Raw genomic sequence first — 14,693 nt, 5'->3', positions numbered from 1 at the left:
TCCTAATCTGCGTCCACAGGGGCGACATGAACAACTAACGGCAGCCGACTCAAGATCGAGCGCCAACGCACCGGCAACACTTCATTCGCATCTGCCCAAAACAAAAAAGCGCGTTTCGACGCGACTCAAAAAAGGTGGAACGCAGACATGGCATTTCTCCAACTCAACGCCTTGAGCAAACGCTACGGCACCGTCGATGCGGTGGTCGCCACCGACCTTGCGGTGGAAAAAGGCGAGTTCGTTTCCCTGCTCGGCCCTTCGGGCTGCGGCAAGACCACCACCCTGCAAATGATCGCCGGCTTCGTTGACGTCAGCGGCGGGCAGATCCTGCTCGACGGCCGCGACATCACTCACGCCAAGCCCGCCAGCCGTGGCCTGGGCGTGGTGTTCCAGAGCTACGCGCTGTTCCCGCACATGACCGTGCGCGACAACGTTGCCTTCGGCCTGAAGATGCGCAAAGTGCCGGCGGCGCAGATCGCCAGCAAGGTCAAGACAGTATTGGAACTGGTGCGCCTGGCCCCCCACGCTGACCGTTATCCACGTGAATTGTCCGGCGGCCAACGCCAACGTGTGGCCCTGGCCCGTGCCCTGGTGATCGAGCCGCCGGTGCTGCTGCTGGATGAACCGCTGTCCAACCTCGACGCCAACCTGCGCGAAGAAATGCAGTTCGAAATCCGCCGCATCCAGTGCGCCGTGGGCATCACCACCTTGATGGTCACCCACGACCAGGCCGAGGCCCTGTCCATCAGCGACCGCGTGGTGGTGATGCAGGCCGGGCGCGTCACCCAGATCGACGCGCCGTACAAGCTCTATGAACACCCGCGTACACGCTTCATCTCGGATTTTGTCGGCAAGGCTAACCTATTGCCGGGCGACTATGACCAGCTCGGGAGCCCACAAGTGCGCCACGAAAGCGGTGACGGCGAACTGACCCTGAGCCTGCGCCCGGAAAAGATCCAACTGGTGGACGCCGGCACCGGCCGACTGCAAGGCAAGGTCCTCGACAGCTACTTTTTCGGCAGCCAATGGCTGTATCGCATCCACACCAACCTTGGCGAAATCACCGTGGTGCGTAGCAACGACGGCAGCGCGCCGCTCGGTTGCGGAGCCGCGGTGGGCCTGGACTGGCAAGCCAGCCTGCTGCGCGTATTGGCGGCGGATGAGGTGCGCGCATGAGCCGGGGCTATCTGTTGTCGTTGCCCGCGCTGGTGCTGTTTGTCGGGCTGCTGATTCTGCCGTTGGGCCTGACGCTGGTGTTGTCGTTCAACGTGTTCGATTACCAGGTGGGCGTAAAGGGCGATGAGTGGACCCTGGCGCATTACCTGTCGCTGTTCAGCGATGCGTACTTCTATGAAATCTTCTGGCGCACCTTCTGGATCAGCGCCTTGGTCACCCTGCTCTGCGTGGTGATCGGCGTGCCCGAGGCTTACATCCTCAGCCGCATGGGCACCCCGTGGCGCTCGATCTTTCTGATTCTGATCCTCACGCCGCTGCTGATCTCGGTGGTGGTGCGCGCCTTTGGCTGGAGCCTGCTGCTCGGCGCGGATGGGCTGGTGAACCAAGTCATTCAATTCCTCGGCGGGCGCCCGGTAAAGCTGTTGTACACGCCGTTCGCGGTGATCATCGCCCTGGTGCACGTGATGCTGCCGTTCATGATCATCCCGGTGTGGACTTCCCTGCAGAAGCTCGACCCATCGGCTGAACAAGCGGCGTTGTCCCTCGGCGCCAGCCAGACCACGGTGATGCGCAAGATCGTATTGCCCCAGGTGATGCCCGGCGTACTGTCCGGCACGCTGATCGTGTTCGGCCTGGCCGCCAGTTCCTTTGCGATCCCCGGCCTGCTCGGCGGGCGCCGCCTGAAAATGGTCGCCACCGTGGTGTACGACCAGTACCTCTCGGAACTCAACTGGCCCATGGGCGCAACCATCGCGGTGGTGCTGCTGTTGGTCAATCTGCTGATCATGCTGAGCTGGAACCGCATGGTCGAAGGCCGCTACAAAAAGTCCCTGGGGGTTTAAACGCATGTCCAGAAACGGTCCTTTGGCCCTCGGCTTTCATACGCTGGTGGTGCTGTTCATGATGGCGCCGCTGGTGGTGGTGTGCTTGGTGGCCTTCACCCCGGAAAACACCTTGAGCCTGCCCACCTCGGGCTTCTCCCTGCGCTGGTTCCGTGCGGTGTTCGAGCGTGCCGACTTTATCCAGGCGTTCTACAACAGCCTGATCCTGGCATTTACCGCCGCGAGCCTGGCCACCTTGATTGCGGTGCCGGCCGCCTTGGCGATCAGTCGTTATCAGTTTGCGGGGCGCAATTTTTTCAGTGCGTTGTTCCTGTCACCGATCATCATTCCGCACCTGGTGCTTGGCGTAGCGATGCTGCGCCTGTTCGCACTGATGGGCGTGAACGGCAGCTTCACCTGGCTGATGCTCGCGCACGTGGTGATCATCACGCCCTATGTGCTGCGCCTGGTGTTGGCCGCGGCGATTGGGATTGACCGCAGCGCCGAGCAGGCCGCCGAGTCCCTGGGCGCCAGCCGCTTTACGTTATTTCGCCAGATCACCCTGCCGATGATCCTGCCGGGGGTGGCGGGCGGCTGGTTGTTGGCGTTCATCAACAGTTTCGATGAGGTGACGTTGTCGATCTTCGTCAGCTCGCCGGCGACCCAGACCCTGCCGGTGCGCATGTACGTGTATGCCACCGAGTCCATCGACCCGATGATGGCGGCGGTGTCGGCGCTGGTGATTGCACTCACGGCGGCCACCATGATCCTGCTGGACCGGGTCTACGGCCTGGACCGCGTACTGGTGGGGAAACATTGATGGCTCTGTTCAAACGCCTGGCCGAAACCCAACGCCCTGCCCTGGCCTTTACCCTTGACGGGCAACCCGCCAGCGGTTTGCTCGGTGACACCCTGCTGACCGCCGTGCTGACCTGCGCCGAACACCTGCGCGGCAGTGATTTCAGCGCCGAACCACGGGCCGGTTTCTGCCTGATGGGCGCGTGCCAGGATTGTTGGGTGCGGCTGGAGGATGGCCGCCGCGTGCGCGCTTGTTCGACGCTATTGGAAGAAGGCCAGGCCATCCGCCGCGAACCGGGGCGCCAGTCATGAAGCCTGTGGTGATTGTGGGCGCAGGCCCGGCCGGGATCAGCGCGGCGCGCACGTTGCTCGACCATGGCATCAGACCTTGCCTGGTGGATGAAAGCCTGCGCGGTGGCGGGCAGATTTATCGACGCCAACCGGTAGGCTTCCAGCGCACCGCCCAGCAACTCTACGGTTTTGAAGCGCGCAAGGCCGAGGCCGTGCATCGCACCCTGGATGAACTCGCGCCGCTGATCGACTACCGCGCCGAAACCCTGGTGTGGAATGCCGAGGACGGGCGCCTGGATATGCTGAACAATGGCCGCGCCGAAAGCATCGAGTACGCGCAACTTATCGTCGCCACGGGCGCCACCGACCGCATCCTGCCCGTGCCGGGCTGGACCTTGCCGGGTGTGTACAGCCTGGGCGCGGCACAAATCGCACTGAAGTACCAAGGCTGCGCCATCGGTGAGCGCGTGGCGTTTTGTGGCAGCGGGCCGTTGCTGTATCTGGTGGCTTACCAGTACGCCAAGGCCGGCGCCAAGGTGGTGGCAGTGCTCGACAGCGCGCCGTTCAGTGCCCAATGCCGTGCATTGCCAGCGTTGCTCGGGCAACCGGCGACCTTGGCCAAAGGCGTGTATTACCGCGCCTGGTTGACGGCCCACGGGATTCCCGTGCATCAGGGCGCCACGCTTGAACAGATCAACGGAGCACAACGGGTCAGCGGCATTCAATGGGCTGATCAGACCTTGGAATGCGACGCCGTGGCCTTCGCCCATGCCCTGCGCAGCGAGACGCAACTGGCGGATTTGCTCGGCTGTGAGTTCACCTGGAATGCCTTGAACCGCGCGTGGCTGCCACAACGGGACAGTGCCGGACGCAGCAGCGTCAACGGCGTGTACCTGGCGGGCGATGGGGCTGGGATCATGGGTGCGGACGCTGCACAAATGGCGGGTGAACGTGCAGCGCTGGCCGTGCTCGGGGATTTGGGCGTGTCCATCGATCAGCGCCGCCCTGCTGTGCTGGAGCAACAATTGGCCGCCATCCAACGCTTTCGTCAGGGCTTGGAAACTGCGTTCCCGTTTCCGGAACAATGGGCGGCCGAAGCCCCCGATGAATTGATCCTCTGCCGCTGCGAAGAAGTCAGCGTCGGCGACGTGCGCGCGGTGGTGGATGAAGGCCACTGGGAGATCAATCGCGTCAAGGCGCACTGTCGCGTCGGCATGGGCCGCTGCCAAGGCCGGATGTGCGGGTTGGCGGCGGCGGAAATTGTCGCCGAGCGCAGCGGCCGGGCCATCGAAAACGTCGGCCGCTTGCGGGGCCAGGCACCAATCAAGCCGCTGCCGTTTGGCGTGGAGGTGCAGCCGTGATTGATGTCATTGTATTGGGTGGCGGGATCGTCGGCGCGTCGGCCGCGCTGATGCTGGCGCAGAAAGGCCAGCGGGTGGCGCTGGTGGAGCGGGACTTCTGCGGCTCACACTCCAGCGGCGTCAACTACGGCGGCGTGCGGCGCCAGGGGCGGCCTTTGCACCAGTTGCCACTGTCGCAGCGTGCCCACCAACTGTGGGCAGACTTGCCGGGATTAATCGGCATCGACGGCGAATACGTGCGTTCCGGGCATTTGAAACTGGCGCGCAGTCATGCCGATTTCGCCGCGTTGCAGGCGTATGCCGAGCAGACACGGGGGTTTGGCCTGGGTTTGCAACTGCTGGATTACGCAGAGCTGCGAGCACGATTTCCCTGGGTCGGCGATATCGCCGTCGGTGCCTCGTTGTGTCCGCAAGACGGCCACGCCAATCCCCGCCTGGTGTCGCCCGCCTTTGCCCGCGCGGCGAAACAACGCGGCGCACAGGTTTATGAACAGTCGCAGGTCATGCGTATCGAGCATAACGGGCAGCATTTCCGGGTGCACTGCGCCAACGGGCTGCATCTGCAAGCGCCGTGGCTGCTCAATTGCGCCGGGGCGTGGGCAGGTGCGGTGGCCGAACAGTTTGGCGAAGCGGTGCCTATGACCTCGGCACACCCGGCGATGTTGGTCACTGAGCCCTTGCCGGTGGTGATGGACGTGAGCACGGGCGTCGAAGGCGGCGGGATCTATGCGCGACAGGTTGCCCGGGGCAATTGCATCCTCGGCGGCGGTCGCGGCTTTGCCCTCGGCCCGCAGCAAGCGCGACCAGGGCAAGCCGCGGTGCTGGAGATTCTGCGCAATGCCGGCGAACTGTATCCGTTTCTCAAGGGTGCCCAGGCTATCCGCACCTGGAGCGGCACCGAAGGTTACCTCCCCGATCATGAACCGGTGATCGGTCCCAGCAGTACTCAACCCGGCTTGCTCCACGGTTTCGGCTTTGCCGGCGCCGGGTTCCAGCTCGGTCCCGCCGTCGGTGAAGCCCTGGCAGAGATCGTCTGCACCGGTGCCAGCCGCCAACCCATCGAAGCGTTTTCCATCCGTCGTTTCCAAGCCTGAGAGGAAAAACATCCATGAACCCACGTATTGCGCTGTCCTGCTTGTCCCTCGCCCTGCTCGCCTCAACGGCCCACGCCGCGCCCACGCTGTACCTGGGCATGAACGGCGGCACCATGGAACGGGTCTACGCCGACAAGGTGCTGCCCGCGTTCGAAAAGGCCAATAACGTCAAGGTAGTAATCGTGCCCGGCACCTCGTCGGACATCCTTGCCAAGGTCCAGGCCAACAAAGACAACCCGCAGATGCACGTGATGTTCCTCGACGACGGCATCATGTACCGCGCGATTTCCATGGGCCTGTGTGACAAGTTGACGCCCAGCGCCACCCTGGAGCAGATCCCCGCCAAGGCGAAGATCAAGGAAGAGGCCGTGGCCGTGACCCTCGGCGTCACCGGCCTGGGCTACAACGCCAAGATGTTCAAGGAAAAAGGCTGGGCCGCGCCTACCTCGTGGATGGACCTGGCCGACCCGCGCTTCAAGGACAAAGTGGTGTTCCAGTCCCTGGCCTCCTCCACCTTCGGCCTGCATGGCTTCCTGATGTTCAACCGCCTTCAAGGCGGCGACGAAACCAACGTCGACCCCGGTTTCAAGGCCTGGCCAAAAACCGTCGGCCCCAACGTGCTGGAATACATTGCCAGCTCCGCGAAGATCTCCGAAATGGTGCAGACCGACGAAGCCGCGATCTTCCCGCTCACCCCGACCCAAGTCGCCACCCAGAAACTGCTCGGTGTGCCCATGGAATATGCGCAACCCAAGGAGGGTGCAGTGGTGCTGAACGTGGCAGAGTGCGTGATTGCCCGCAACGACCAGCCGGAACTGGCGCAGAAACTCGCCGCGTTTTTGCTGACCGCCGAAGCCCAGGCCCCGGCGCTGGAAGAAGGCGATCAGATCCCGTCTAACCCGACCACGCCGACCACCGACAAGACCCGTGCCCGGGTAGAAGCGATGCAAAGTTACTTGCAGACGGCGATTTCGATTGATTGGGACCAGGTCAACCAGGCGCGGCCGGAGTGGAATGCGCGGTGGAGTCGGTCGATCGAACGTTGACCGAAATCCCTTGTAGGAGCTGGCTTGCCAGCGAAAAACGCATCGACAACGCGCATCTCCAAGATGCCCGCGTTATCGTTAACGTTCTTCGCCGGCAAGCCGGCTCCTACAAGGGGGCGATGGGGAGTGCGCGTTTGTGGGCCGTCTTCAGGTAGGCCTGCTCGGCAATCGACCTCACCCGCTCGCTCACCGGTTCGCCCATCAGGTACGCGTCGATCTCTGCGTAAGTGCAACCGTAGGCGTGTTCATCCAACTTACCCGGCACAAGCTCTTCCAGGTCGGCAGTCGGGTGTTTGTGCACCAGGTTGTCCGGGGCGCCAAGGGCCGTGGCGAGCAGGCGCACCTGGGTCTTGGTCAGGCCCGACAGTGGCGCCAGGTCGCAGGCGCCGTCACCAAACTTGGTGAAAAACCCCATCAACGCCTCGGCGCCGTGGTCGGTGCCGACCACCAGGCCGTTGTGCAGGTTGGCCACGGCGTATTGGGCGATCATCCGTGCGCGTGCCTTGACGTTGCCCTTGATGAAATCGACATGGGTGGCGCTGGCTTCGGTGGCGGTCAGGCTGGCCATGAGGCCGTCGACGCTGGCGGCGATGTTGAGGGTGTCGATCTGGTCCGGGGTGATGAAGTCCAGGGAGGCCTGGGCATCGTTTTCGTCGGCTTGGGTCTTGTAGGGCAGGCGCATGGCGATGAAGCGCGCGGCGTAGTTCTCGTCGCGCAGTTGCTCTACGGCCAACTGGCACAACCGGCCAGCCGTGAGGGAGTCAACGCCACCGCTGATGCCCAGTACCAACGCCTTGCTGTCGGAGCCGAGCAAGGTAGTCTTGATAAAGTCGATGCGCCGTTGGATTTCCCTGGCCTCACCGCCTTCGACCAGTTGCCGATTGATGTTCAGTTCCTGTGCGATACGTGCTTGCATGTCACACCTCCACGCTGCCGACATTGAACACTTGTGCTGCGTACTGCAAAAACGAGGCGTCTTCGCAGACGTTCTTGATCGGGTCATCCGAAAATTTCACCACCGGTTCGCCGTGCACCCGCACCAGTTTCATCACGATGCTCAGCGGTTCGACGCCCTCCACGTCGCAGGCCAGGCTGGTGCCCATGCCGAAGCCGAACTTGGCCTTGCCGCGCACGTGCCGCAGGATCGGCAGGCATTTTTCGAAATTCAGGCCGTCAGAGAACATCAGGTCCTTGGTCATCGGATCGATGCCCAGTTGCTGGTAGCGGGCCAGCACTTTGTCGGCCCAGATGATCGGGTCGCCGGAGTCCTGGCGCAGGCCGTCATACAGCTTGGCGAAGTAAAGGTCGAAGTCCTTGAGGAAAAAGTCGGTGCTGATGCAGTCAGTCAGGGCGATACCCAGGCGGCCACGGTATTCGCGCACCCAGTTTTCCAGGGCGGCGTTCTGGCTTTCGCGCAGGCGGCCCAGTTGCTGGTGCACCATCAGCCATTGGTGCGCCATGGTGCCGATCAGCGGTAGGTCGAATTCGTAGGCCAGGTGCGCATTGCTGGTGCCAACAAACTGGCCGGGGAAGTCGCGGCGCATGATGTCGACCACTTCACGCTGGGCCTTGAACGACAGGCGGCGACGGGTGGAAAAGTCGGACACACGCAGGTCGGCGAGTTCTTCGCGGCTGAGGTTTTTCTGCAGCCAGTCGAACTTCTGGTAGAGCTTGCGAGTGACGTCTTCCAGGATCACGTCGGGGTATTTGTTGCGGTTGCGCAGCTCACTGACCAGGGCCAGGACCGGCTGTTCGAACATGATGCAGTGCAGCATCGGGCCGACCACGCGGATGTTCAGTTGGCCGTCGATTTCGCTGACATGGATGTAGCGCAGATTGAAGCGGAACAGGCCGAGGAAACGCTCGTAGTCCGGTGTGAGGTATTCGCGAAAGCGTGGATTGAACAGAAAGCGCAGCTCACCTTCGCGCATACGCAGGCTGGCGAGTTGCTCCAACTCGGCACGGATTTCGGGAATCAGGTGGCCGAGCTTTTCCTTGGACCGCACGATGAAGTTGTACTCCACATCGACATTGGGGTACTGGTGCAACACGGCCTGCATCATGGTGAAGGTGTAGTAGTCGGTGTCGAGCAACCCCTGGATAACGGGCGTTTCGTAGTCGTAGGCACTTTCCATGGTGTGTCTCCTTAACGCGCGGCCATCGCGGCCAGTTCTTCGCGGGTGCTGCTGATGACGGCACCGGCCTTGAGTAACTCGTTGACCGCCTGTACACCGCCCTCCTGCGTAATGCCCCGGCACGCCGGCAAGTGCAGAACCACTTCCAGGCCAGCCTTGAGCAGTTGCAAGGCGGTGGTCTTGACGCAGTAGTCCAAAGCCAGGCCGCCGACGATGACGCGGGTCACGCCCTGGGCTTTCAGGTACTCGATCACGCCGGTAGAGAGTTTGTCGTGCAGGTCGTGGTAGCAGGCGCCGTAGGGGTGCAGGTCGGGTTCGACGCCTTTCCAGATGAAGTAGTCGTAGTCATAAGGCGTGGGCAACTCGTCGAGCAAGGTGAAGCCCTCGGTGCCCGGCACGCAATGGCTCACCCAGGTCACATCGGCGTGGGCCAGGCCGGTGGCTTGCAGCATCTCGCTGTGCTGCGACACCACCCAGGGCGCGTGCGGGGTATGGGCGTCTTTGCTGCCGACACGATGGCCGGCCAGACTCGCCATGTAGTTGAGCTCGGCACCGATCTGGTCGCCGCCGGCCACAGGCAATTCGTTGGGGCACAGCGGCGTGAAGCTCTTCTGGGCGTCGACATCGAATGAAGCAATGGCAGTTTTCGCGAGGGTCATGGCGATTCTCCTGTGGCCTGAAAACAAAAGTACACGTCATGTACTTTCATTGCAAGAAACATTTGGTTATCTATGCAGGCTCAAGTACATGACATATCTGCTCGATTGGTTAGACTGTGCGTCATCGCTGTCTAGAAGGACGTCAACATGCCCCTGAGCCCCTACCTCCACACCGTCGACCTGTGCGTATTGTTTTACTGCCGCGCCTCCGGGGAACTGAAATTGCTGCTGAACAAACGCGACGCCGAGCCCTTCGCCGGGCACTGGGCGCTGCCGGGCGTGGTGGTGAATGGCGGCGTGCAAGATCTGAGCCTCAAGGACGCGGTGGAGCGCTTGCGCGCGAGTGACAAGGTCGGACTTGATCTGGCCTGGAGCGAGCAAGTGGGCACGGTGGGGGATGCGTTTCGTGATCCGCGCTGCTGGTCATCGTCCACTTACTACCTGGCGATCGTGGCGGATGAGGTGGAGCTGGGTGAGCATCAGGCCTGGTTTTCACTGGCGGGGGTGGCGGATGGCAGCATCAAGCTGCCGTTCGATCACAACAGCATCGTGGCCGCCGTGCAGGAACGCTTGTTTTCCAAATCGCTGTACAGCAGCTTGCCGCTGATGTTCCTGGGCGATGAATTCAGCGCGCCGGAAGCGACCACGATCTTTTCCCTGGTGCTGGCGCGGCCGGTATTGAAGACCAGTATTCGCCAGCGCTTGCTGAAGCTGACTGAGGCGGGGTACCTGCGCGAGACGGGGCGCAAGAAGAATGGTGAGGGCGGCAGGCCCCAGGCGACGGTGGAGAAACTGAAGCCTGGGGACATTTATTTCTTTGATCGCAGTTTTGCCGAGTGAACCACCCCCTGTAGGAGCCGGCTTGCCGGCGATGGCGGCCTTGGGCATTGCGCAGTTTTCAAGGGCCTCATCGCCGGCAAGCCGGCTCCTACAAGGTTTTTTGGGTCAGCTCATCCAGTTGCCGCCATCGACGTTGTAAGTCTGGGCCACCACGTAGTCGGACTCTTTCGAGGCCAGGAACACCGCCATCCCGGTCAAATCCTCCGCCGTGCCCATCCGCCCAAACGGTACTTCGCCCCCTACCCGCTTTTTCTTCTCGCCCGGCGCCAACCCCTCATGTTTGGCAAACAATGCATCCACCCCATCCCAATGCTCGCCATCCACCACACCCGGTGCGATGGCGTTGACGTTGATCCCCTGCTTGATCAAATTCAACCCCGCAGATTGCGTCAAACTGATCACCGCCGCCTTGGTCGCGCAGTAGATCGCCACCAACGGCTCGCCGCGGCGCCCGGCCTGGCTGGCCATGTTGATGATCTTGCCGCCGTGGCCCTGGCTGATCATCTGCCGCGCAGCGGCCTGCAAGGTGAACAGCGTGCCGGCGACATTAATCGAGAACAGCCGTTCGTAGCTGTCGCGGGTGATGTCGACGATGGGCGCCAGGTCGAACAGCGCGGCGTTGTTGATAAGGATATCCAGCTTGCCCGCCTGGGCCACCACAGCGGCAATCGCGCTGTCGATGGACGCCTGGTCGGTGACATCCATGGCAACGGCATAGGCCTGTGGGCCCAGCTCAGCCGCCGTGGCCTGGGCCCGTTGCAGGTTGATGTCGGCGATGGCCACGGTGGCGCCTTCGGCGATGTAGGCCTGGGCAAAGGCGCGGCCGATGCCACGCGCCGAACCGGTGATCAGCGCGCTCTTGCCTTCAAGTCGTTTCATGAAAAAGTCCTGTTGAAGTTATTTCGGGTAGCCGGCGCGTTTCATTTCGCGCTCGGTGGTGGACTGGGCTTCTAGCAGGGCCTGGTCAACCGACATGCCACCGGTCAGCGCCGCAGAGAACAGCTTGCCGACCGAGGTACCAATGGCCTGGAACTCGGGAATGGTCACGTACTGGATGCCCACGTACGGCACGGGCTTGGCCGAAGGGTGCGCGGGATCGGCGTGCTTCATCATCTCCAGGGTTACCTGGGCGAACGGGGCAGCCTTCAAGTACGCCTCGCTGTAGGTAGATTGTCGGGTGCCCGGCGGTACGTTGGTGATGCCTTCTTTATCAGCAACCAACTGGATGTAATCCTTGGACGTCGCCCAACTAATGAAGGCCTTGGCAGCGTCCTTGTGCTTGGACGTGGCCGGAATTGCCAGGGACCAGGCATACAGCCACGAAGAACCTTTATCGGTAACTTCGGTGGGCGCGGCAGCGAAACCGACGCTGTCGGCGACCTTGCTCTGGCTCTTGTCGGTGGTGAAGGAGCCGGCGACGCTGGCATCGACCCAGATCGCGCATTTACCGCTGTTGAACAGCGCCAGGGTTTCGTTGAAACCATTGCTGGATACACCCGGCGGGCCGTATTGCTTGAGGGTGTTGACATAGAAGTTGGCGGCCGCCGTCCACTCGGGGCTGGTCAGCTCGGGCTTCCACTGCTCGTCGAACCAGCGTGCACCAAAGGCATTGGCCATGGTGCTCAGCAAGGCGATGTTCTCTCCCCAACCAGCCTTGCCGCGCAGGCACATGCCGTATTGGCCCTTGTCCTTGACGGTGAGCTTGGCCGCGAACTCGCCGAGCTGCGTCCAGGTAGGATGCGCGGGCATGCTCAACCCGGCCTGCTTGAACAGGTCGGTGCGGTAGTAGGTGACGGTGCTTTCGCCGTAGAACGGCAAGGCGTACAGGGTGTTGTTGACCGACAGGCCCTGGCGCACCGAGGGGAAGATATCGTCGGCGTCATAATCCGCCGGCAGCTGGGTCAGGGGTTCCAGCCAGTGCTTGGCGCCCCAGAGTGGGGTTTCGTAGGTGCCGATGGTCAGCACGTCAAACTGCCCGCCTTGGGTGGCGATATCGGTGGTGAGGCGCTGGCGCAGCACGTTTTCTTCCAGCACCACCCAGTTGAGCTTGATGTCCGGGTGCTGCGCTTCGAACACCTTGGACAGGCGCTGCATGCGGATCATGTCGCTGTTGTTGACCGTGGCGATGGTCACGGTGTTGGCGGCGTGGCTGGGCATGGCCAGCGCCAGGCCGGAAAGCAGGAACAACGCTTGCGGGAGCTTGGACATAGCGGTTTCTACCTGTTGTTTTTGTTGTTGAGGGCCGATTACAGCAGCTTGGCCAAGACCCCACAAACGCCTGGAGGATGGGCGACTGATACTTTTTTAACCTGGATATGAACGTTAAAAAAGTATCAGTGCCAGGCAAAACCAGGGGTAGCGCGCTCATGACTGAGGCGCGTATTTTGGAGCGATTCCAAGCATCATAAGAACCCCGCCATGCCCATCAGCCGCGCCAAGCTGTTCGAGCACCGCCCCGCCGAACTCGAAGTGATCCTGCCCGAGCCGGACCACTGCTTCCGCTGGTTCGAACATGACTACCCCTACGACCTGGCGCGCTGGAACCACCATCCCGAATTTGAAATCCATCTGATCCGACAAGGCAGCGGCAAACTGGTAGCGGGCGACTATATCGGTGCGTTCAGCGCCGGCCATGTGGCCCTGATCGGCCCCGACCTGCCCCATGACTGGATCGGTGAACTGGCGCCCGGCGAATACCTGAGCGGGCGCGACGTGGTGTTGCAATTCGACGGTGCCGCCCTCCTCGCCCTGCGCAAGACCCTGCCGGAACTCGGTGACCTGCAACCGCTGTTCGAGCGTGCCCGGCGCGGGCTGGAATTCAGCGGCGACACCGCGTTGCAGGCTGCGCACTTGATGGAAGCCATCGGCAGCGCCCACGGCCTGCAACGCTTGATCCTGTTTCTACAGTTGCTCGACACCCTGAAGAACGCCCCGCCACAACAGGCCAAGGCACTGGCCAGCCCGTGTTATGCGCCGACGTTGGATGCACGCAGCGCCGAACGCATCAACAAGGCGTTCGATTATCTGATGCGCGAGCTGACCGGCGATGTGCGCTTGTCGGTGATTGCGCAACAGTTGGAGATGAGCGAACCGGGCTTCTCACGCTTTTTCAAGCGCAACACCGGCCACGGCTTTATTGACCTGATGCGCAAATTTCGCGTACAGCGCGCCTGCCGGCTGCTGTTGCAAAGCGACATGTCGGTGGCGGACATCTGCTTTGAAGTGGGCTACGCCAATCTGTCGAATTTCAACCGGCACTTCCGTATCGAAATGCACCAGACGCCGAGCGACTATCGACGGGAAACCGCGATGCATTTGTTCCAGCACATTGAAAAAATGACACCCAGTCAATTCTGACCAAAAGGTCGACTAAATCCGGTTTTTTTCAATTTGATCAACCGATTGAGCAAACTTGGTACAGCCTGTGCAAACGTTTGCGGTACGAACTTGCCAGCCAAGTTCACCCTTACCCGAAGAATCGGGTTCAAACCGCGTACGAATAGGGATTTTCAATGCACTTCACCTCAAGGCGTCCTGCCTCCTTTGGTGTTTCCTTGCTACTGGCCGCCGTTACGGGAGTACTCAGCGCCCCCATTTTGGCGCAGGAAAAACCCGTGGATGACTCAGCACAGGGCGAAACCCTCAGCCCTGAAGCCAGCCCGGCGAAAAAAGGCGTGTACCTGTCGGACTGGTTCAACCAGGACCTGACATTGATCGGCAGTAAAGACATCAGCTTCGGCCCCAAGCCACAGGATGATGTCTACCTGGAATACGAGTACTTCGGCCGCAAAGGGCCTTTTGAGCTGTACGGCTACATCGACGTGCCGAAGATCCTCACCATCGGTAACAGTAATGACAAAGGCGTGTGGGACCATGGCTCGCCGGTGTTCATGGAACATGAGCCGCGTATCTCCATCGACTACCTGGCGGGTCGTAGCCTGGCCATCGGACCGTTCAAAGAATGGTACGTGGCGTTCGACTGGATCTACGACCATGGCAGCCGCAAGGAAAACCGCGCCAACACCCTGTACAGCGGCCTCGGCACCGACATCGACACCCACTCGCGGGTGAACCTCTCGGCCAACTTCTACGGGCGCTACCAGTGGGAAAACTACGGCGCCAGCAATGAATATTCATGGGATGGCTACCGTGCGCAGATGAAGTACATCGTGCCCATTGGCAAATTCGATAACGGTGCTTCGCTGACCTACATCGGCTTCACCAACTACGATTTCGGCTCCGACCTGCACAAGGACAACCCGGCGCGCACCGCCAACTCCCTGGTCGCGACCAATGTGCTGCTGTACTCGTTCACCCACCTGCGCTTCACATTGGTCGGCCGTTACTTCCATAACGGTGGCAACTGGGAAGACGGCAGTGAGTTGAATTTCGGCGAAGGCAACTTCCGCGCCCGTTCCGATGGCTGGGGTTACTACGCCGGCGTGGGCTACCAATTCTGATAGAGGAGCTTT

15 protein-coding genes are annotated in these 14,693 nt (G+C 61.6%); 10 read left to right on the top strand and 5 right to left on the bottom strand.

Annotation, left to right across the window (positions count from 1 at the left end):
* Positions 1-147 precede the first annotated feature (147 nt).
* From HX868_RS05985 to HX868_RS05955, 7 genes are read left to right on the top strand one after another with little or no spacing between them, the layout of a single operon-like run.
* A complete protein-coding gene (locus tag HX868_RS05985) occupies positions 148-1,176 on the top strand; it encodes an ABC transporter ATP-binding protein (protein ID WP_177002237.1) in 1,029 nt (342 codons plus the stop codon).
* Positions 1,173-2,018, top strand: coding sequence for an ABC transporter permease (locus HX868_RS05980; protein WP_016977228.1), 846 nt, complete (start codon positions 1,173-1,175; stop codon positions 2,016-2,018). The genes HX868_RS05985 and HX868_RS05980 overlap by 4 nt, the downstream gene beginning before the upstream one ends.
* A gap of 4 nt (positions 2,019-2,022) precedes the next feature.
* Positions 2,023-2,817 carry an ABC transporter permease gene (locus tag HX868_RS05975; protein WP_016977229.1) on the top strand — a complete coding sequence of 265 codons (795 nt, stop codon included), beginning with the start codon at positions 2,023-2,025 and terminating at the stop codon, positions 2,815-2,817.
* Entirely contained in the window at positions 2,817-3,107 is a 291-nt protein-coding gene (locus HX868_RS05970) for a (2Fe-2S)-binding protein (RefSeq protein WP_038846668.1), read from the top strand. The genes HX868_RS05975 and HX868_RS05970 overlap by 1 nt, the downstream gene beginning before the upstream one ends.
* A complete protein-coding gene (locus tag HX868_RS05965; protein WP_177002236.1) occupies positions 3,104-4,447 on the top strand; it encodes an FAD/NAD(P)-dependent oxidoreductase in 1,344 nt (447 codons plus the stop codon). The genes HX868_RS05970 and HX868_RS05965 overlap by 4 nt, the downstream gene beginning before the upstream one ends.
* Positions 4,444-5,541: an FAD-dependent oxidoreductase gene (locus HX868_RS05960; RefSeq protein WP_177002235.1), complete on the top strand. Its 1,098-nt coding sequence runs from the start codon at positions 4,444-4,446 to the stop codon at positions 5,539-5,541. The genes HX868_RS05965 and HX868_RS05960 overlap by 4 nt, the downstream gene beginning before the upstream one ends.
* Before the next feature lie 14 nt (positions 5,542-5,555).
* Positions 5,556-6,587: an ABC transporter substrate-binding protein gene (locus HX868_RS05955; RefSeq protein WP_177002234.1), complete on the top strand. Its 1,032-nt coding sequence runs from the start codon at positions 5,556-5,558 to the stop codon at positions 6,585-6,587.
* 106 nt (positions 6,588-6,693) lie between these two features.
* Here HX868_RS05955 and nadE read toward each other — a convergent pair whose 3' ends face one another.
* The 3 genes from nadE to HX868_RS05940 are packed head-to-tail and all read right to left on the bottom strand — an operon-like array spanning position 6,694 to position 9,381.
* Positions 6,694-7,503, bottom strand: coding sequence for an ammonia-dependent NAD(+) synthetase (gene nadE, locus HX868_RS05950; protein ID WP_177002233.1), 810 nt, complete (start codon positions 7,501-7,503; stop codon positions 6,694-6,696).
* 1 nt (position 7,504) lies between these two features.
* Entirely contained in the window at positions 7,505-8,722 is a 1,218-nt protein-coding gene (pncB, locus tag HX868_RS05945; RefSeq protein ID WP_177002232.1) for a nicotinate phosphoribosyltransferase, read from the bottom strand.
* 11 nt (positions 8,723-8,733) lie between these two features.
* Positions 8,734-9,381, bottom strand: coding sequence for a nicotinamidase (locus HX868_RS05940; protein WP_177002231.1), 648 nt, complete (start codon positions 9,379-9,381; stop codon positions 8,734-8,736).
* Between the two features lie 147 nt (positions 9,382-9,528).
* On the opposite strand from HX868_RS05940, the gene HX868_RS05935 reads away from it, so the two are divergent.
* A complete protein-coding gene (locus tag HX868_RS05935; protein ID WP_028619814.1) occupies positions 9,529-10,221 on the top strand; it encodes an NUDIX hydrolase in 693 nt (230 codons plus the stop codon).
* A 105-nt stretch (positions 10,222-10,326) separates the two neighbouring features.
* Here HX868_RS05935 and HX868_RS05930 read toward each other — a convergent pair whose 3' ends face one another.
* Both HX868_RS05930 and HX868_RS05925 read right to left on the bottom strand, forming a co-directional pair.
* Positions 10,327-11,100: an L-iditol 2-dehydrogenase gene (locus HX868_RS05930; protein WP_177002230.1), complete on the bottom strand. Its 774-nt coding sequence runs from the start codon at positions 11,098-11,100 to the stop codon at positions 10,327-10,329.
* An 18-nt stretch (positions 11,101-11,118) separates the two neighbouring features.
* On the bottom strand, positions 11,119-12,378 hold the full coding sequence (locus HX868_RS05925; protein ID WP_425504216.1) for an ABC transporter substrate-binding protein: 1,260 nt from the start codon (positions 12,376-12,378) through the stop codon (positions 11,119-11,121).
* A 261-nt stretch (positions 12,379-12,639) separates the two neighbouring features.
* Here HX868_RS05925 and HX868_RS05920 point away from each other — a divergent pair, with 261 nt between their 5' ends.
* Both HX868_RS05920 and HX868_RS05915 read left to right on the top strand, forming a co-directional pair.
* Complete coding sequence (locus HX868_RS05920) at positions 12,640-13,578, top strand: AraC family transcriptional regulator (RefSeq protein ID WP_177002228.1); 939 nt, start codon at positions 12,640-12,642, stop codon at positions 13,576-13,578.
* A 155-nt stretch (positions 13,579-13,733) separates the two neighbouring features.
* On the top strand, positions 13,734-14,681 hold the full coding sequence (locus HX868_RS05915; RefSeq protein WP_016977241.1) for a nucleoside-specific channel-forming protein Tsx: 948 nt from the start codon (positions 13,734-13,736) through the stop codon (positions 14,679-14,681).
* Positions 14,682-14,693 lie beyond the last annotated feature (12 nt).

The organism is Pseudomonas reactans, assembly GCF_013385825.1.
Lineage (GTDB): Bacteria > Pseudomonadota > Gammaproteobacteria > Pseudomonadales > Pseudomonadaceae > Aquipseudomonas > Aquipseudomonas reactans.
This window is presented reverse-complemented; position numbering and strand designations above follow the sequence as displayed.